The sequence below is a fragment of the Streptomyces sp. NPDC058646 genome (assembly GCF_042716875.1).
Lineage (GTDB): Bacteria > Actinomycetota > Actinomycetes > Streptomycetales > Streptomycetaceae > Streptomyces.
Genome location: NZ_JBHXRK010000031.1, coordinates 40001 through 56651, shown reverse-complemented (window position 1 = coordinate 56651; position 16651 = coordinate 40001). Strand labels below are relative to the sequence as shown.

Genomic DNA, 16651 nt, shown 5'->3' with positions numbered 1-16651 from the left:
GTATTCGTTCGTCGTACACCCACCGATGCTTCATGGCCGCCCACCCTAGACCACTGATCGACGACCCGGCAGTGGCCCTGAGCGATCCCGTCACGGTCCTCAAGTGACGGCCGGTGAAGATCGACGGTCGTGTATGTTCGCGCCTCTGACCGGAGTTGGGGAAGTAGGTGGTGTGATGACAGGGCTGGTCTACGACGACCTGTACCGCTTGATGGCTTCGATGACCGGGGACGAGAAGCACGCCGAGGCGGCGTCTTCCACCCTGGATGTGCTCTGGGTGCTCTACGACCGGGTGCTGCGGGTCGGGCCCGACATGGCGGAGGACCGCGACCGGTTCTACCTCTCGAAGGGGCACGGTCCGATGGCCTATTACGCGGTGCTGGCCGCGAAGGGCTTCGTCGATCCGGCCGAGTTCGACCGGTTCGGCACCTACCACGCTTCTCTCGGCCACCACCCGGACCGGTTGCTCATACCGGGGGTGGAGATCTCCAGCGGGTCGCTCGGCCACGGTCTCCCGTTGGCCGTGGGCACCGTGCTGGGCCTGCGGGCGCGCGGCCTGACGTCACCTCGGCTGTGGGTACTGCTCGGCGACGGCGAACTCGACGAGGGTTCCAACCACGAGGCGATCGCCTACGCCGGCCGGAGTCGGCTCGAGCAGCTCAACGTCGTCGTGATCGACAACGGCAACGCGACACAGGGCTGGCCCGGCGGACTGGAGACCCGCTTCGCCGTGGAGGGTTGGGCGACGGCGCGGGTCGACGGGCGCGACCACACCGCGCTCGAGGCGGCGTTCACCGCACCTCATCCGGGTCGCCCCTCTGTGGTGGTCGCCGAGGTCGAGTACAGCCCCAGCCACTGACGACACAACCGAGGAGGAGAAGCCATGGCCGGGCAGATGCGAGAGCGGTTCGTCGAGGTCACGACCGAGCTGCTCGCCGAACACGAGAACCTCGCGCTGGTCACAGCCGACCTGAGCGCGAAGATGTTCAGCCGGGCCTCCGGCGAGCATCCGGATCGGGTGATCAATCTGGGCATCCGCGAACAGTTGCTGATCAGCGTGTCCGGTGGCCTGGCCCTGGCCGGGCTGCGACCCATCGCGCACAGCTTCGCGCCGTTCCTCATCGAGCGGCCGTTCGAACAGATCAAACTCGACCTGAACCACCAGGACGTGGGCGCGGTGCTGGTCAGCGCGGGCGGGTCCTACGACATCGCCAGCGGTGGGCGGACCCACCAGTCCCCCGGAGACGTGGCGCTGCTGGCCACCCTGCCCGATTGGACGATCCACGTTCCGGGTCATCCCGACGAGGCGGAGGCACAGCTGCGCCGGGCTGCGGCGGGGAGCGGACTGGTCTACATCCGCCTGTCCAACCAGGCAAATGAGAACGCCTTCCATCCGGACGGGAACGGGTTCCGGGTGCTGCGCGAGGGCGGGCGGGGCACCGTGATCGCGGTCGGACCGCTGGCCGACGCCGTACTGGAGGCGACCGGGCCGCTGGACGTGACCGTGCTGTACGCGTCGACCGTCCGGCCCTTCGACGCGGCGGCGCTGCGGGCCGCGGTGGCCGACCAGCCGGAGGCCAATGTCGTGCTCGTCGAGCCCTATCTCGCGGGCACCTCCGCCGCCGAGGTCGCCCGCGCCCTGCCCGACCGGGCTCATCGAACGCTGTCCCTCGGCGTGAGCCTGGACGAGTTGCGCCACTACGGCACTCCACGTCAGCACGCGATCGCACACGGTCTCGGGGCAGCGGGTTTGCGCCGCACCATGGCTGAATTCCTCGGATATTTGCATTAGTTGGCGGGCAAGTGCCCTACCGGAATGATCCAGATCGACGTACTGTCGATGCTTCATCCGGTGCAAACGCGCTGGAACCGTCTCAAACCAGAAGGAGTCGGCATGTCTTTTGACGACAAGCTCCGGGCGACCGAGGCTGAGCTGCTCATCGCGGAAGCCAACGCGGAAATCGAGGAGCTCTCGGACCACTCCCGCCCCATGGTGATCGAGAACATCAACGAGGCCTAAGAACACAGGCCTTCGGTGAGCCGATTCTGGGAGCCGCTCCGGCGGCCCCAGAGTTGGTCCGGATCCGACCAAGAGGGACGGCTGTGGTCATGGAACATCCGCTGGTCCGACTGATCGACGACGTGGACCTGCTGGGCACCTACTGGAACAAGAAGTTCGGCTTGTTCCCCAAGGCGGCCCCGCCGGACGGCCTGATCGACGAGCACGCCATCCAGGCCCAGCTCGACGCCGGCCTCCTGCGCTGGCCCTATTTCACCCTGATGCGCGAGGGCAACCAGCCCGCGATCGGTGACTTCACCCGATCCCGGAACGTGCTCGGCCAACGCGTCGGATCGTTCGCCGATCCGGAGAAGGTCCGTTCGCACCTCGCCGCCGGCGCCACCATGAAGTTCAGCCAGCTCGAAGACTGGCACCTGCCGATCCGCACCCTGATGCGCGCCCTGGAGACGCGGATCGCCGCCGAACTCAAGGCCTACGTCTTCTACACCCCCTGTGACAACACCGGGATGCTCCCCCACCGGGACGGCTCGCACGTGCTGGCGCTCCAGCTCGCCGGTGCCAAGGAGTGGACGATCTACGACGCCCCCGACCAGATCGACGCGCGTCCGGGGCTGAACGTGGACGCCGACAGCCGCTCGCACACCTTCGTGATGGAACCCGGCGACGTCCTGTACCTGCCACACGGCTTCCCTCACGTGGCCACCGCCCGGGGCGGCACTTCCCTGCATCTGACCTTCACCATCACCGAGCCGACACCGCGGGACCTGGCCGGGGCCCTGATGGCGACCTTCGAACAGCCGAGGGTCGACCCTGCCCTGCCCCTGGAAGACCGGGCGGCGGCCGTGGCGAAGGCGCTGCGGAACCACCTGGACTCGGCCGACCCGGACGCCCTTGTCGGCACGGCCGTCGAACAAATGCGGAACAGGACGATCCGATGACGCTACTGGCCGACATCGTCGGCGATGTCGACTCCTTCGCCGCCGGGACCTGGGCGCGGCGGCCGGAAGTCTTCCGGTACGAGGCCGGACCCGACCTGCTCGAACGGGCCGCCGCCTGGGAGATGATCGAGTGCGGGCTGCTGGTCGCACCGTACTTCAGCATGCTCCGCGAGGTCGGCGGCGGCGCGACCGCACAGGGCATCACCACGACCCGCGAGGTGTTGGGCCGGGCGTTGCCCGCCTACGCCGATCCGGATGCGGTGCGCGCGAAGTACGCGTCGGGACGGGTGATCACCCTCAACCAGCCCGAGGACTGGCACGTCGGCATCCGCGGCCTGCTGGACGCGTTGCGGGCGGACCTGCGGGGCGGGGCGCGGGCGGCGGTCTTCCTGACTCCGCCCGGCGCGAGCGCGTCTTCGGAGCACACCACGGATCAGCACGCACTGCACTTCCAGCTCGACGGTGCGTCGCACTGGACGCCGCCCTCCGGCCCGGCGATCGAACTCGTTCCCGGCGATGTGCTGTACCTGCCCGGTGGGCAGGACACCGGCTGCGAGGCCGGCCCGGACGGATCGTTCCATCTCACCGTGACCATCGAAGAGCCGACCGCTTCGGAGCTGGCCGGCCTGATGATCGCCGAATTCCTCGACGGCCCGGCGGCCACCGGGATCGCCGGGACCCACCACTTCCTCACGCCGGCGCAGAAGACCGCTTGGCTGCGTACGGAACTGGGCAAGGCACTGGCCGACCTGGACCCCGCAGCGCTGGTGGACCGGGCCGCCGTCGATCCGCGCCGCGGCGGCCGAACATGAAACCGGACGTCCTGCTCGGCCAGGTCCGCGCGGAGATCGCGCACCGGCTCGGGGACGGCTTGGTGCTCGAGGCCAGGATGGCCCGACCCGACCGGCCGTACCCGGTGCCGTTCGTCCTCGGCTACGCACCGGGGCCGGACGGCGACCTCACCCTGGCGCACGCCTACGCCGGGGCCTCCGCGGTGACCGTGCTCGACGACGGCTACCTGTTCCTCTCCGACACCAAGGCGGGCAACGGTCGGAGCCTGCGCCGGCACCGCCCCGACGCCGAGACGGAACTCGTGCTGAGTCCGGACCGCGACGTGGTGTCCTACGCCGCCGGCGGCTCCGTGATCGTCGCGGCGGCCTGGGTGCCCGTCGACCGGGCTGATCCGCACCGGACCGCCGTCCTCCTGGACGGCGACCTCTGGCCGCGCTCCGGCTACCAGGCCGCCGGCGAGGTGCTCGGCCTGCTTCTGACATCCCTCGAAGCCGGGGTGCCGGAACCACTCGACGTCACGCTGGCTCCGAACGAACGGCTCACAGGACTGCTGTCACTGACCCCGGACGGCAGCCGGTGCGCGGCCGGCGTGGTCCGCTTCCTGCCCGGCGGCCACCGCCGTCACGGCCTGCTGCTCATCCCCGTGGCGGACCCGACCGCCGCGCAGGCGGTGTGGCCGGACGAAGACCTGCGGGACGCCGTACCGTCCCCGGACGGTGCCTGGTTCGCCTGTACGGCAGAGCGGGTGGCCACTCCGGGGCTCGGACCGCGCCAGGGCGTGGTGCTGGTGGCGTCGGACGGCTCCCGACTGTCGCGGCCCGCCGCCCGTCACCCGCACTGGCTCCAGCCGAGGGCCTGGTGCGGGCACACCCTGCTCTGCGTCGGCGAGGACCACGGCCGACGGCGTCTGTACACGGTGGAGCCGGAAGGCGACCGTCCCGAGCCGGTCGAGCTGTCAGGATCCGTGGGGTCCGTCACCGTCACGGCGGCCGAGGCATTGGTCGTACAGTCCCGAGTGGACCTGCCCCCCGAAGTGGTCGCCGTGGACCTGGCCGGACCCTCCGCGCGTACCCTGCTGACCCCGGCGGCCGCCGCCCGGCCGACCGGACGCATGGAACGACTCAGCCATCGCGCCGAGGACGGCACGACGTGGCACAGCTGGCTGTGCCTGCCTGCCGACGAACCGGCCGAGCCGCTGCCGGTACTCGTCTGGTGCCATGGCGGCCCCTTGTTGAGCTGGATCGACTGGTCGTGGCGGTGGAATCCGTGGCCGTTCGTCGCCGAGGGCCATGCCGTGCTGATGCCTGATCCTCCCCTGTCCATGGGGTACGGACAGGAGACGGTCGAGCGGGGCTGGGGCCGGTGGAGTTCCGAGGTGGCCTCGGTCGCCGCCGAACAGGTCCGCGCGGCGCTCCGGCGGCCCGACCTGGATGCACGGCGCGTCGCCGCGATGGGCGGCAGCTTCGGCGGTTACCTCGCCCTGGCCCTGGCCACCCGGTTGCCCGAGATCCGACTCGTCGCCAGTCACGCCGGCTGGTCGGACTTCGCCGCCGTGGCCCGCGCCAGCGATCTGCACTGGCACTGGCTTCGGGAGTACGGGCCGGTCGAGGAGTCCGAGGCATACCGCAGGGAGAGCCTCGCACTGGACGGAATCGATCCGGGAGTCACCGTGCTGCTCTCGCACGGCTGCGCGGACCAGCACGTCCCGGTCGGCGAGGCCCGGGCCATGTACCGGGCACTGGACACCAGGAAGGTCGACGTCCGGCTCATGCTGCTTCCCGACGAAGGTCACAGCATCGAGCGTGCGGCCAACGTGACCGCCTGGTACGACTGGGTCCGCGCGGCCTGCGCGGAGGTGCTCGCGGCATGACGACCACCACGACCGCGCTCACCCCGCGGATCAGCCTCGGCCGCGAGCACTGGCTCCCGACGACCCCGTCCGACGCGACCACCGCGGGCGGCACTTCGCTGCGGATCCGCACCCTGGAGGCGACCGCGGAACTGGCCGGCGCGGTACTCGACCGATGCGGCATCACCCGGATCGCCGACGTGACCGACCTGGACGTGCTCGGCATCCCGGTGTTCAACAGTTGCCGTCCCGACGCCGCACCCGGCCTCAACACGGTCACCAGTGGCAAGGGCACGACCGCGACGGCCGCACGGGTCTCGGCGATGATGGAGGCGATCGAACGCACCTGGTGCGAGCCCCGGGCCGCCGAACCGCCGCTCCGCGCGAGCTACGCCGAACTCGTCGCGGCCGGTCGGCCGACCCTCGACCCCCGGCGGCTGATCCTCCGGCGGGGCCACCGCTGGACCGAGCGGCAGCCGCTGTCCTGGTGGCCGGCGCGCGAGTTGCACTCCGACACCGAGGTACTCATCCCCGCGCTGGCGGTGTTCACCCCGTTTCCGGACGAGTACGGGATGTTCTCCTCGAACACCATCGGCCTGGCCTCGGGCAACAGCCCGCGCGAGGCACTGCTGCACGGCCTGCTGGAACTTGTCGAGCACGACTGCACCGCGTTCGGCGAGACGCTGCGGGGCGGCCACCGGATCAGTTCGGGCACATTGCCGCCCGAGGCGCAGGAACTCGTCGCCCGGTTCGAAGGGGCCGGAATTCAGGTACAGGTCTTCGCCTACGTCAACGAGATCGGCATACCGACCGTCTTCGTCACGACCGACGACACCCACTCGGAGGACGGCCTCCTGATCAACGGCGGCGCCGGCTGTCATCCCGACCCCACCGTGGCGCTCAGCCGAGCACTCACCGAAGCCGCGCAGTCCCGACTGAACGTGATCTCCGGAGCTCGCGAGGACCTCAACGGCCAGGTACACCGCCGACACGCCTCCTACGAAGAGATGCGCAAGATGCTGCACACCTGGAGCGCCGGCCGGTCCGAGCTGGACTTCGGCGAGCTGCCGAACAACACCACCGGCAGGGTGGAGGGAGACCTCCGACTGGTTCTCGACGGACTCGGGACGGCCGGATTGGACCTCGTGTTCGCCACCGAACTCGCACCGCCCGACCTGCCGTTCTCCGTGACCCAAGTGATCGTGCCCGGCATCGAGAACCACCACAACGACCCGGCCCGGCTCGGCACCAGACTGCACGCAGCGATGGTCAGGACCGGGTTGGCGAGGTCCCCGCGATGACCCGCACCAGCACGATCCTGTTCACCGGACCCTCCCTGCGCCCCGCCGACCTGGTCGATTTGCGGGCACTCGCCACGAGGGCAGGGCACGACCTGGACGTGCGGCCCCCGGTGCGCCGACTCGACCTGGTCGAGGTGGTCGACGCCGGCGGCACCGACCGGGTGCTGATCCTGGACGGCGAGTTCGGCCAGAACCTCGCGGTGAGCATCACCGAGATCCGCTCGGTGCTGGCCTCCGGGCAGCCCCTCGCCGGCGCCTCGTCGATGGGCGCGCTCCGGGCCGTCGAGTGCCGGACCCTGGGCATGACGGGCAGCGGGTGGGTGTACGAGCAGTACCTGTCCGGCGCCATCGAGTCCGACGGAGACGTGGCCCTCCTGTACGACCCGGAGGACTACTCCCCCGTGACCGTGCCGTTGGCGAACGTCCGCTGGTTGCTGAGCCGAACGGAGCTGTCCGCCGAAGACGCCCGAAGCGCCCTCCGCGCGGCTCACGGCCTGCACTTCCGGGACCGGCGGCCTTCCCTCCTGCTCCGGCGGTGGAAGGAGCGGCTGCCGGCCGCCGTGGTCGAGGTCCTCGAACCGGAACTGGCCGAAGACCGCCGGGACACCTGGGATCGCAAGCGGCTCGACGCGCTCGAAGCGGTACGCGCCGTACTCGGAGAGGAGAACTGACATGAGCGTCCTCGACGCGCTCGGCGACCCGGCCTGGTTCACCGACGACTGGCCCGCCGCGCCCTACCACCGGGTCGGCAGCGCCTCCGAGTTGCGGACCACACTGACCTGGTCGGCGCTGGACACGATCCTCAACGACCAGGGACTGCAGGCACCGGCGTTCCGGATGGCCCGGGACCACCGGTTGCTACCGGCGGAGCTGGTGACCCGGCCGGAACGGCACACGTCGCAGGCCGTCCAGGGGCTGGCCGACCCGGTCCGGATCGGCGCCGAGCTGGCCGACGGGGCGACGCTCGTACTCCAGGGGTTGCAGCGGTTCTGGCCACCCCTGGCGGACACCTGCCGGCGTCTGGCGGCCGACATCGGGCATCCGGTGTTCGTCAACGCCTACCTGACACCTCGCACGGAGCAGGGCTTCGGCGCCCACCACGACCCCTACCACGCCTGGCTGACCCAGGTCTCGGGCAGCAAGTCTTGGCGACTGTGGGCACCGGACCACGACCCGGCGAAGGATCCGGCCGACCTGGAGGTGGTCCTGGCGGAGGGTGACGTGCTGTGGATACCTCGGGGGTGGTGGCACAGCGGGAGCAGCGGCTCGGAGCCGAGCCTGCACCTGACCTTCACCGTCTGGGCCACGAAGCTGGATGCCGTGCTGCGCGCCCTGTTGGCCGAGGTTCTGCGTGATCCCGGGCTGGCCCGGGAACTATCCCCGGGCGCCTTCCGGGACGGTACCCGCACCGAGGCCACGGTGGCCGATGCGATGGGAGAAATCGCCGACATGATAACCAAGCTGGTCCCGGAGACGGTCGCGACCCGGGTGGTCGGTGCGCGGCTGGATCAGTTCGCCCCGCTACCCGCCCGTCCGGTGTCCTCGGTGGTCGGCGAAGACCGGGCTGTGCGCTTCCATGCCCATCCGGAGGGGGTCCTGCACTCCGACGGGGTCCGGTTGCGAACAGCCGACCGGCTGATCACCCTGGAGCCCGGCCAGGAAGCCCTATGGCGTGCCGTGTCGGGCCGGACCGACAGCTTCACCCTGGCGGAGCTGGACGCGGACCAGGCACTGCTCGACCTCCTGGTCGACGCCAGGCTGGTCTGTGCCGCACCCTGCCCGGGACGCTGACCCATGGACGAAGTCGACGTCACCGGCCTCGCCGAGATCGCCGAGCGCCTCGTGGCCGCGAAGGTCGAGCGGCAGGGCGGCATCTCCACCTATCACGACCACCACATCCGGGGTGCGGTGACCGAGGCCCGGCGCACCGGCCGGTCCGACGAACTGACCGGGTACCTCGCACTGCTGACCGGGGACCGGTACCGGGATCCGCTGCCGCGCCTCGATCGTTCCGACCGGGACGTGCTCGCGGCCCTCGCATTCCCGGTCCAGAACTTCGTCGCCACGCAGGGCGTCACCGAGCACCTCACGTGGGCGGGGCGGCCTCTGTACAAGACGGTGTTCGACCTGGCCTGTTATCCGATGCTGATCGCGGAGCTGGTCCCGGGCACCATCATCGAACTCGGCTCCGGCAGCGGCGGGAGCGCGCTCTGGCTGGCCGACGTCGCAGCGGCGCACGGCCAGCGGCCGGAAATCATCTCGATCGATCGCACTCCGGTGGACCTGGCGGACGACCGGGTGCGGTTCCGAACGGGGGACGTCGGACGTCTCGGCGAGGTCCTCGCCGACTCCGATGACCTGCCCAGGCCCTGGCTGGTGATCGAGGACGCCCACGCACACGTCCGGGCCGTGCTCGAGTTCTTCGATGCCCGGTTGACCTCCGGCGACTACCTCTTGGTGGAGGACAGCCTGGCCAAGCGGGGCGCCCTCCGCGAGTTCCTCCGCAGCAGTCCGCATCGATACCAGCTCGACACCCGGTATCTGGACCTGTTCGGCGAGAACTCGAGCTGCGCGATCGACTCGATCCTGCGGCGGGTGTAGGGCGCGCCGAAGTGTGCGCCCTCCCCTGGCCCGACCGTCTGATCCCATGCACCGCGACAAGGACCGACCCATGCACACCAGTACTGCGATCCGCTTGATCGAGCCCGCCGACGCCGCCCCGATCGCCGCCCACCGGATGCGGGACGTCGAGGCCTTCCGGCGGTGGGAACCGGCACAACCCGCCGACTTCTTCACCCCGGAGGGTCAGGCAGAGCGGATTGACGGCCTGCTCGCCGGACACCGGGCCGGCACCGTCTGGCCGGGTGTGGTGCTCGCCGACGACCACGTGATCGGACAGGTCACCGTCGGAGGCATCCTGCCGCAGCCACACCTGCGCCGCGGCTCCGTCGGATACTGGATCGCCACTGTCGCCCAGAATCAAGGGCACGCCGGACGCGCCGTCGGCCACGTGCTCCGCATCATGACGGACGAACTCGGCCTGCACCGCGCCGAGGCCTCGACCAACCTGGAGAACCTGCCATCGCAACGGGTACTGCGCCGCAACGGATTCAGCCCGTACGGCGTCTCCCACTCCTCGATCCTCCTCGACGGGAGCTGGCGGGACGGCCTGCTGTGGGAACGGATCCTCGGCGACTGAGGGCAGGCGGACCGCAGGTGCTGTGGGTGAAGGACTCACCACCACCCTCACCAGACCAGGCCAACGCAGCCGTCCATCACCAGCCGCCGACCCGCCCTCTGCCAGTGGTGGAATGCGGGAGCCGCAGACAGCGGCCGCAGTCACGTCCGGGGCGATGCCGTCCCCGGAGCCACCCGTGGGGACGGCGCTCGGGGTGACGGCGGTGGTCCGTTCACCTGACCTCGCTGTGAGTGAGATGACGGTGACCGGTTCTGTGTTCGCGTAGATGCCGGCGCCCATGGCGGCGGTGTTGTCGCGCGAGAGGTTGAGGATGGGAATCAGGATGAGGTCTGCGGGGCTCGGAGATGACGGCGTGTCAGTTCGCGTTGATGCGGCCCGGAGGGGGTGGTTGCGACCGAGACTGGTGGGCGCAAGCCGTGGGCGGCTGACGATGGGCTGTGGGAGCGTATCGAGCCGCTGTTGCCGGTGACTGAGCGGCGCTTCCGGTACCCGGGGCGTCGTCGGCTCGACGACCGGCGGGTTCTGTACGACATCCTGTTCGTGCTCTACACCGGCTCCCCTGGCGCTACCTCGCGCAGGAACTCGGCTTGGGCTCCGCGATGACCTGCTGGAGGCGACTGCGGGAGTGGTACGAGGCCGGGGTCTGGCAGCGCCTGCACGAGATGCTGCTGGCCGAACTGGGGGCGGCCGGCATACTGGATCTGTCCCGGGCGTCGGTCGACTCGAGCCATCTGCGGGCGAGAAAAGGTGGTGCGGCCACCGGCCCGTCCCCGGTGGGCCGGGCAAGACGGCGGCAAGCACCACGTGGTCGTCGAGGCCCACGGCATCCCGCTGGCCGCCACGCTGACCCTCTGCGCCGACCGCGGCTACGACCACGAGAGCTACCGCGACCAGGTCCGGCGGTTCGGAATCACCCCGCACATCGCCCGGCGCGGCATCGAACACGGCTCCGGACTCGGCGTACACCACTGGGTCGTGGAAGGCGCCATCGCACTACTGCACCGGTTCCGCCGCCTACGCATCCGCTGGGAGATCCGCGACGACATCCACCAGGCCTTCATCACACCCGGTTGTGCCGTCATCTGCTGGCGACGACTGAGGACCCCGCTCTGATTCCAGTGCAAAGTAAGGTGGAATCCCATGTCGCGAACTCGTGCCAGCACAAGGAGGCGGAATGCCCGCTCACCCGTCGGCGCTGGCGGCCGGAAGGCGTCATTCGGTCGGACGGCGCTGGGATGGAACCGTTCTCGCCGTGGGCCATACCGCAGCCGCTGAATGTCGTGTCGAGCGATGGGAAGACGTCGTCGCGGTGGCAGCTGGCAACGTCCATACCGCGACGAACACGGGCAGGTCTCATACGGTGGGACTCCGGTCGGACGGTACGGTGCTGGCAACGGGGTGGAATGGCGATGGGCAATGTGATGTCGCCGGATGGCGAGGCATCACGGCCGTGGCCGCAGGCTGGCGCCGCACGCTCGGGCTACTCGCGAATGGCCGCGTGCTGGCAGTCGGCCGGAGTTCAGAAGGACAGTGCGACGTGCAGTCCTGGCGCGAGATGGTCGTCCTCTCGTGTGGTGACTGGCACTCGGTCGGCGTGCGGTCGGACGGTTCTGCACTGGCCACGGGGAACAACCGACGGCGGCAGTGTGCCGTTGAAGGGTGGCGTGACCTAGCCGCCGTTTCGGCCGGGTATCTCCATACCGTCGGCCTCAGAGCCGACGGGCGGGCAGTAGCGACCGGAGACCGGGCAACCGGGGCGTGCGAGGTCGATGAGTGGGAAGACGTGGTGGCGCTCGGTGCGGGCAGCTACCACACCGTCGGGGTCACTGCGTCCGGACGGGTCCTCGCAGCAGGAGACAACAGCTACGGACAGTGCGAAGTCGGCGATTGGCGCGACATTGTCGCCGTGGCGGCCGGTTCAACGCACACCCTTGGCCTGCGTGCCAACGGCACAGTCGTGACCACAGGGAACAATGCCGACAGACAGTGCGAGGTCGATGCCTGGTCCGGAGTCCAGCTTCCACAGGCCTCCGGGCCGCGCCAACGCGAACTGACACGTCGTCATTCGCGAGCCACAGAGACCTCATTCTGATCCCAGTCCTGAGCCGGGGTGCGCAGCCCCGCCAGCAGCCGGTCGAGCGCCTGCTCCCCCGCCTGCGGGTCCCCGCCCCGCGCGATCCAGAGTGCGCCCTCGTTCATCGCCCCCGAGAGCAGCCGGGCCAGGGGCTCCACCGGCTGATCGGCGATGATCCCGGCTGCGGCGAGCGCCGCCAGGGCCTCTGTGAGGTGCCGGGCCGAGGACTCCTCGTCCAGGGTCCGCCACTCGTCCCAGCCCAGCACGGTCGGCGCGTCGACCAGCAGGATCCGTCGCACGGCCGGGTCGGTCCCCGCGGCCAGGAAGGCCCGGCAGCCGGCTCGGAGCTGCTCCCAGAGGTCCTCGTGCTGTTCGGCGGCAGCCGCGACCCGCTCCCCCAGCTCCTGCTGGACCTGCGAGACGACGGCTCGGAAGAGTCCCGCCTTGCTGTCGAAGTGGTGGTAGGCGGCCCCCTTGGTGACCCCGACGGCCCGCGCCACCTCGGCCAGCACCACGTGGTGGTAGCCGTCTGCGGCGAACCGCCGCTGTCCTTCGGCCAGCAGCGCGCGCCGCGTGGCCGCCCGCTGCTCCGCCCGGTTGACCGCCATCGCGCGTACCGCCCTTCCCATTTCACATACCGGGGGTATGCTAACAACTACAGCTCACATACCCTGGGTATGCGAAATGGACCGGGAGGCCCTGGCATGACGAACGAACCCACCACCGCGCCCAAGACCGGGCTCGGCGGCTTCTACCCGGTGCTCGCCACACGCGATGTCGCGGCGTCGCGCGACTTCTACACCCGCCACCTCGGGTTCGAGGTGACCTTCGAGGCGGACTGGTACGTCAGCCTGCGCCGCCCCGACGCACCGCAGTACGAGCTGGCCCTTCTCGACCACGCCCACCCGACCGTCCCCGAGGGCCACCGGGCCGCGCTCGAGGGCGGTCTGCTGCTGAACTTCGAGGTGGACCACGTGGACTCCGAGTACCAGCGGCTCGTAGTGGAGGCCGGCCTGCCCGCGGTACTGCCCCTGCGCACCGAGGAGTTCGGCCAGCGCCACTTCGTCATCGCCGCCCCCGACGGCGTGCTGATCGACGTCATCACTGTCGTCCCGCCCAACGAGGTGTACGCCGCCCACTACACCAACGCCTGATCCCAGGGCCGGGTCAGAGCACCGGGTCGCGCCCCCGACCTCTCCAAGCTGCCGGATCAGGAGCGGCAGGCCGCCCAGGAGCCGGGCGCCCGGCAGCCCAAGAGCCGGCCACCGACACACCGCTCGGGCCACACCGCCGCCGTCTGCCCCGCCCCACACCCCTCTCCCGACCACCGAAGGGCTGATCCCCCATGAGCGAGAACAGCACCACCGAGAACACCAGCGGCACCACCAGAAACGACGGCCCGGCCCCCCGGTCCCTCACCACCCAAGAGATCTCCCAGCTGTTGCGGCAGCAACAGTTCGGCGTACTTGCGAGCGTCAGAAGCACCGGCCACCCGCACCTGTCGACCGTCCTCTACGACTGGAACGCCGAGGAGCGCGTACTGCGCGTCTCCTCCACCGCCGACCGTCTCAAGGTCCGCCAGCTGCGCCGCAACCCCCGCACGTCACTCCACGTCAGCGGTCCGGACGTCTGGTCGTTCGCCGTGGCGGAGGGCGAGGCGGAGATAGTGGACCCAGCCGACGGAGCGGCCCCCGACGAAACGCCGTTGCCCGACCGGCGCGTGGTGATCCTGATCCGGGTTTCCCGCCTGTACGGGACCGCCCTGGACATCCCCGCCCAGGACTGAGGAACGTCGATGCCGGGCGGCGGGCGGGGGCGGGTTTGGGTAGCTGCGGAGGATCTCGCGCGTGACCGGTGCCGCGGCGCCTCGGCCGAGGAGGACGGACGCAGCTCAGGTCCGGCGGGTTCTGCCGCGGGGAGTGCGCCACCTCGCCAGGAATACACCGGGGGTGCGGGGCGGATCGTTAGACGCGTTGGATAATTTTAGATAATGCGTCTAACGTTTACGGCGACCCGTCGACTGAGTTGGCTGGCGGACCAACTGCGTGCGTCCAGGGAGGTCAAACGACCGTGAGCACGCTCGACAACGCAAGGGGCGTCGCGGTCGGCAGTTCGCCCGCTCCCGCGCCGAGGGGACCACGAATCCTGGATCCCGGCCGTGGGGGTCGCTGACCGCTTCACGAGAAGAAAGTGGAACAGGCCATGACCGCCGAACAGCACGCTCCCGCCCCCGACCAGCACGATCGATCCGGGAACCGCTACTCCCTGGACGACCCCCGCTGGCGAGGCGAGGACGGCAGCCCCCTCAGCATCAGCTCGCTGCCAGGCCTGCGTCCTGACCAGATCGACACGACCGAACGGTCCATCTGGCGATACCACGCGGCACTGCCCGTCCCGGCCACCCACCGGGTGAGCCTGGGAGAAGGATGGACACCGATGATCCCGGCCAACTGGGCTGGTCGACGGGTCCACTTCAAGCTGGAGTGGTTCAACCCGACCTCCAGCTTCAAGGACCGCGGCGTATCGGTCATGATGTCCCACCTCGCAGCACACGGTGCCCGCCGCGTGCTAGAGGACAGTTCCGGAAATGGTGGTTCTGCGGTCGCCGCCTACGCCGCGGCGGTCGGCATCCGCGCCAAGATCATCGCCCCCGCCGCCACCTCGGCAGCCAAGATACTCCAGGCCCGCGCCTACGGAGCCGAGATCGAACTTGTGAGCGGCACTCGCGAGGAGGTCTCGGAGGAGGCGATTCGACAGTCGGCGCACATTCCCTACGCCAGCCACAACTGGCATCCCATGTTCATCCAGGGCACGAAGACCATCGCCTACGAGATGTGGGAGTCTTTGGGCTTCTCGGCGCCTGACAACGTCGTCCTGGTGGCTGGGGCAGGCAGCAACATCATCGGGTGCGACATCGCGTTCGGCGAGCTGCTCGATGCCGGTCAGATCGACAGGCGCCCGCGCCTGTTCGTCGGGCAACCGGAGCACTGGGCGACCATCGCGGACACGTACAACGGCATCGACCCGGCCAGCCGCGGCGAGCGGGTACCGACGATCGCTGAAGGTGCATCCATCGCCAACCCGGTCCGACTGCCCGAGGCGGTGGACGCCATCGGCCGCTCCAAGGGCGCTGCATACGCCGTCCCCGAGGCGGAGATCTATGCCGCGGTCCGCGCGCTGAGCGCGCGAGGCCTCTACGCCGAGCCGACGAGCAGCGTCGCCGCGGCAACCCTCGATCACTTCATCGCGACCGGAGACATCGCACCCGACCAGACGACCGTGGTCGTGCTCACCGGCGCCGGGCTGAAGTCCGCCGAGAGGATGGCCTCCGTGTTCGATGGGCCTTCCAACTGACCTCCGAAGAGAAGGAAGAGCGCGATGGCACGCCCCTCGCAGCCCCCGCACCAGGGCCATACCACTGACGATGACAGCCTCGACCCGTCAGCCGAGACCCTCCGTGACCGACCCGATGACGAACTCGCCGACGAGCACCTCCTACGGGAAGCAGAACGCATCGCGGTCGCCCTTGGGCGCATGTTCCCGGGGCTGTGCGAGGTCGTCCTGCACGACCTGCGTCGGCCTCGCAGCGCCATCCGCGTCATCGAGAACAACCTGTCCGGGCGACAAGTCGGTGACTCCGCCACCGAACTGGGGCTACGCCGAATCGCAGACCCCAGCTACCCCAGCGTCATCCAGAACTACAGCAACCAGTTCCCCGACGGACGCCCGGCCAAGAGCACCTCGATCGGGATCAAGAATGCCGACGGGCGCTACGTCGCGGCACTGTGCCTGAACCTCGACATCAGCACGCTGTCCCCGCTGACGCTGACCCTGGCGAACCTCGTCGCCACAGACGTCGAATACCGGGACGAGGGCCTCGAGACGCTGCGCGACCGCACCGAACGCGAACTCCGTGCGGTCATCGACTCCTTCGCGGCGGATCGCTCCAGCACCCCACGAAGCCTCAACCGCGACCAGAAGCGCGAACTGGTCCAGCAACTGCATCGCGAAGGGTTCTTCGAGACCCGAAGTTCCGCACAGCACATCGCCGACCGACTCGGCATCTCCCGGGCAACCGTCTACAACTACACCAAGTAGCCGTACTGCAGGCGCTGGGGGCGGCGCACGAGGGGCTGTGGGGGTACTGCTGGCCGGCGGCAGTGAGCCGGGCCCCGGTCCACATCGCCGTGGGCAGCGGTCCGAACATGCCATCGTCCACCGAATGGCATCTACGACGGCCGGTTCGGCCGACCCGGGCCGCAGTCCTGCGGGGTAGCGGCTCGTGCGGCTGGCCCTCCTTCACGAGGGAAGGCACGGGGGTGCAACGGGTCCGACCGCGCGTCTGGGAGTTCCCGGCGGCCGGCGAAAAACGGTGCTGGACCGGTGACCGGACACCGCGGGCGCCGTTGCCCCGGAGAGGGTCGCCCACGTCCAGGCTGTCACCTTGCACCCCCAGACGGACTACTCCCGTCCGCGCC

The 16651-nt window shown here is 69.8% G+C and carries 17 protein-coding genes and 1 pseudogene; 17 read left to right on the top strand and 1 reads right to left on the bottom strand.

Annotated features, from left to right (window positions below; all coding sequences use genetic code 11):
- Positions 1 to 133: 133 nt before the first annotated feature.
- The 13 genes and pseudogenes from ACFWUZ_RS30325 to ACFWUZ_RS30265 all read left to right on the top strand — a co-directional run bounded on the left by ACFWUZ_RS30325 (position 134) and on the right by ACFWUZ_RS30265 (position 12191).
- Positions 134 to 859 carry a transketolase gene (locus ACFWUZ_RS30325; RefSeq protein WP_384379925.1) on the top strand — a complete coding sequence of 242 codons (726 nt, stop codon included), beginning with the start codon at positions 134 to 136 and terminating at the stop codon, positions 857 to 859.
- Between the two features lie 24 nt (positions 860 to 883).
- Positions 884 to 1792 carry a transketolase family protein gene (locus ACFWUZ_RS30320; RefSeq protein ID WP_384379922.1) on the top strand — a complete coding sequence of 303 codons (909 nt, stop codon included), beginning with the start codon at positions 884 to 886 and terminating at the stop codon, positions 1790 to 1792.
- 102 nt (positions 1793 to 1894) lie between these two features.
- A complete protein-coding gene (locus ACFWUZ_RS30315) occupies positions 1895 to 2020 on the top strand; it encodes a hypothetical protein (protein WP_365503826.1) in 126 nt (41 codons plus the stop codon).
- Positions 2021 to 2109: 89 nt separating this feature from the next.
- A complete protein-coding gene (locus ACFWUZ_RS30310) occupies positions 2110 to 2958 on the top strand; it encodes a JmjC domain-containing protein (protein WP_384379918.1) in 849 nt (282 codons plus the stop codon).
- Positions 2955 to 3770: a hypothetical protein gene (locus tag ACFWUZ_RS30305; protein WP_365503822.1), complete on the top strand. Its 816-nt coding sequence runs from the start codon at positions 2955 to 2957 to the stop codon at positions 3768 to 3770. The genes ACFWUZ_RS30310 and ACFWUZ_RS30305 overlap by 4 nt, the downstream gene beginning before the upstream one ends.
- On the top strand, positions 3767 to 5620 hold the full coding sequence (locus tag ACFWUZ_RS30300; protein WP_384379915.1) for an alpha/beta hydrolase family protein: 1854 nt from the start codon (positions 3767 to 3769) through the stop codon (positions 5618 to 5620). Before ACFWUZ_RS30305 ends, ACFWUZ_RS30300 begins: the two co-directional genes overlap by 4 nt.
- The gene (locus tag ACFWUZ_RS30295) at positions 5617 to 6900 is read left to right on the top strand and encodes a YcaO-like family protein (protein ID WP_384379912.1); all 1284 of its coding nucleotides are present in this window, start codon (positions 5617 to 5619) and stop codon (positions 6898 to 6900) included. Before ACFWUZ_RS30300 ends, ACFWUZ_RS30295 begins: the two co-directional genes overlap by 4 nt.
- The gene (locus ACFWUZ_RS30290) at positions 6897 to 7571 is read left to right on the top strand and encodes a TfuA-like protein (protein ID WP_384379909.1); all 675 of its coding nucleotides are present in this window, start codon (positions 6897 to 6899) and stop codon (positions 7569 to 7571) included. The genes ACFWUZ_RS30295 and ACFWUZ_RS30290 overlap by 4 nt, the downstream gene beginning before the upstream one ends.
- A 1-nt stretch (position 7572) precedes the next feature.
- A complete protein-coding gene (locus ACFWUZ_RS30285) occupies positions 7573 to 8691 on the top strand; it encodes a JmjC domain-containing protein (protein WP_384379906.1) in 1119 nt (372 codons plus the stop codon).
- A 3-nt stretch (positions 8692 to 8694) separates the two neighbouring features.
- Entirely contained in the window at positions 8695 to 9501 is an 807-nt protein-coding gene (locus ACFWUZ_RS30280) for a CmcI family methyltransferase (protein WP_384379903.1), read from the top strand.
- 70 nt (positions 9502 to 9571) lie between these two features.
- Positions 9572 to 10099 carry a GNAT family N-acetyltransferase gene (locus ACFWUZ_RS30275; RefSeq protein WP_384379899.1) on the top strand — a complete coding sequence of 176 codons (528 nt, stop codon included), beginning with the start codon at positions 9572 to 9574 and terminating at the stop codon, positions 10097 to 10099.
- Between the two features lie 384 nt (positions 10100 to 10483).
- A pseudogene (locus tag ACFWUZ_RS30270) lies at positions 10484 to 11212 on the top strand (IS5 family transposase).
- 61 nt (positions 11213 to 11273) lie between these two features.
- Positions 11274 to 12191, top strand: coding sequence for an RCC1 domain-containing protein (locus tag ACFWUZ_RS30265; protein ID WP_384379896.1), 918 nt, complete (start codon positions 11274 to 11276; stop codon positions 12189 to 12191).
- Here ACFWUZ_RS30265 and ACFWUZ_RS30260 read toward each other — a convergent pair.
- A complete protein-coding gene (locus ACFWUZ_RS30260; protein ID WP_384379893.1) occupies positions 12161 to 12781 on the bottom strand; it encodes a TetR/AcrR family transcriptional regulator in 621 nt (206 codons plus the stop codon). The two genes, ACFWUZ_RS30265 and ACFWUZ_RS30260, sit on opposite strands and share 31 nt — an antisense overlap.
- A gap of 96 nt (positions 12782 to 12877) precedes the next feature.
- Here ACFWUZ_RS30260 and ACFWUZ_RS30255 point away from each other — a divergent pair, with 96 nt between their 5' ends.
- The 4 genes from ACFWUZ_RS30255 (at position 12878) to ACFWUZ_RS30240 (ending at position 16271) form a co-directional block, all read left to right on the top strand.
- On the top strand, positions 12878 to 13327 hold the full coding sequence (locus tag ACFWUZ_RS30255) for a VOC family protein (RefSeq protein ID WP_384379890.1): 450 nt from the start codon (positions 12878 to 12880) through the stop codon (positions 13325 to 13327).
- Between the two features lie 191 nt (positions 13328 to 13518).
- On the top strand, positions 13519 to 13959 hold the full coding sequence (locus ACFWUZ_RS30250) for a pyridoxamine 5'-phosphate oxidase family protein (protein ID WP_384379887.1): 441 nt from the start codon (positions 13519 to 13521) through the stop codon (positions 13957 to 13959).
- Between the two features lie 416 nt (positions 13960 to 14375).
- Positions 14376 to 15527: a pyridoxal-phosphate dependent enzyme gene (locus ACFWUZ_RS30245; RefSeq protein ID WP_384379885.1), complete on the top strand. Its 1152-nt coding sequence runs from the start codon at positions 14376 to 14378 to the stop codon at positions 15525 to 15527.
- Between the two features lie 24 nt (positions 15528 to 15551).
- Positions 15552 to 16271 (top strand): transcriptional regulator, encoded by a 720-nt coding sequence (locus ACFWUZ_RS30240; RefSeq protein ID WP_384379882.1) that lies wholly within the window; start codon positions 15552 to 15554, stop codon positions 16269 to 16271.
- Positions 16272 to 16651 lie beyond the last annotated feature (380 nt).

Coding starts and splice junctions, on each gene's coding strand:
- ACFWUZ_RS30325 (WP_384379925.1), top strand. CDS start 134: ATGTTCGCGCCTCTGACCGGAGTTGGGGAAGTAGGTGGTGTGATGACA.
- ACFWUZ_RS30320 (WP_384379922.1), top strand. CDS start 884: ATGGCCGGGCAGATGCGAGAGCGGTTCGTCGAGGTCACGACCGAGCTG.
- ACFWUZ_RS30315 (WP_365503826.1), top strand. CDS start 1,895: ATGTCTTTTGACGACAAGCTCCGGGCGACCGAGGCTGAGCTGCTCATC.
- ACFWUZ_RS30310 (WP_384379918.1), top strand. CDS start 2,110: ATGGAACATCCGCTGGTCCGACTGATCGACGACGTGGACCTGCTGGGC.
- ACFWUZ_RS30305 (WP_365503822.1), top strand. CDS start 2,955: ATGACGCTACTGGCCGACATCGTCGGCGATGTCGACTCCTTCGCCGCC.
- ACFWUZ_RS30300 (WP_384379915.1), top strand. CDS start 3,767: ATGAAACCGGACGTCCTGCTCGGCCAGGTCCGCGCGGAGATCGCGCAC.
- ACFWUZ_RS30295 (WP_384379912.1), top strand. CDS start 5,617: ATGACGACCACCACGACCGCGCTCACCCCGCGGATCAGCCTCGGCCGC.
- ACFWUZ_RS30290 (WP_384379909.1), top strand. CDS start 6,897: ATGACCCGCACCAGCACGATCCTGTTCACCGGACCCTCCCTGCGCCCC.
- ACFWUZ_RS30285 (WP_384379906.1), top strand. CDS start 7,573: ATGAGCGTCCTCGACGCGCTCGGCGACCCGGCCTGGTTCACCGACGAC.
- ACFWUZ_RS30280 (WP_384379903.1), top strand. CDS start 8,695: ATGGACGAAGTCGACGTCACCGGCCTCGCCGAGATCGCCGAGCGCCTC.
- ACFWUZ_RS30275 (WP_384379899.1), top strand. CDS start 9,572: ATGCACACCAGTACTGCGATCCGCTTGATCGAGCCCGCCGACGCCGCC.
- ACFWUZ_RS30265 (WP_384379896.1), top strand. CDS start 11,274: ATGCCCGCTCACCCGTCGGCGCTGGCGGCCGGAAGGCGTCATTCGGTC.
- ACFWUZ_RS30260 (WP_384379893.1), bottom strand. CDS start 12,781: ATGGCGGTCAACCGGGCGGAGCAGCGGGCGGCCACGCGGCGCGCGCTG.
- ACFWUZ_RS30255 (WP_384379890.1), top strand. CDS start 12,878: ATGACGAACGAACCCACCACCGCGCCCAAGACCGGGCTCGGCGGCTTC.
- ACFWUZ_RS30250 (WP_384379887.1), top strand. CDS start 13,519: ATGAGCGAGAACAGCACCACCGAGAACACCAGCGGCACCACCAGAAAC.
- ACFWUZ_RS30245 (WP_384379885.1), top strand. CDS start 14,376: ATGACCGCCGAACAGCACGCTCCCGCCCCCGACCAGCACGATCGATCC.
- ACFWUZ_RS30240 (WP_384379882.1), top strand. CDS start 15,552: ATGGCACGCCCCTCGCAGCCCCCGCACCAGGGCCATACCACTGACGAT.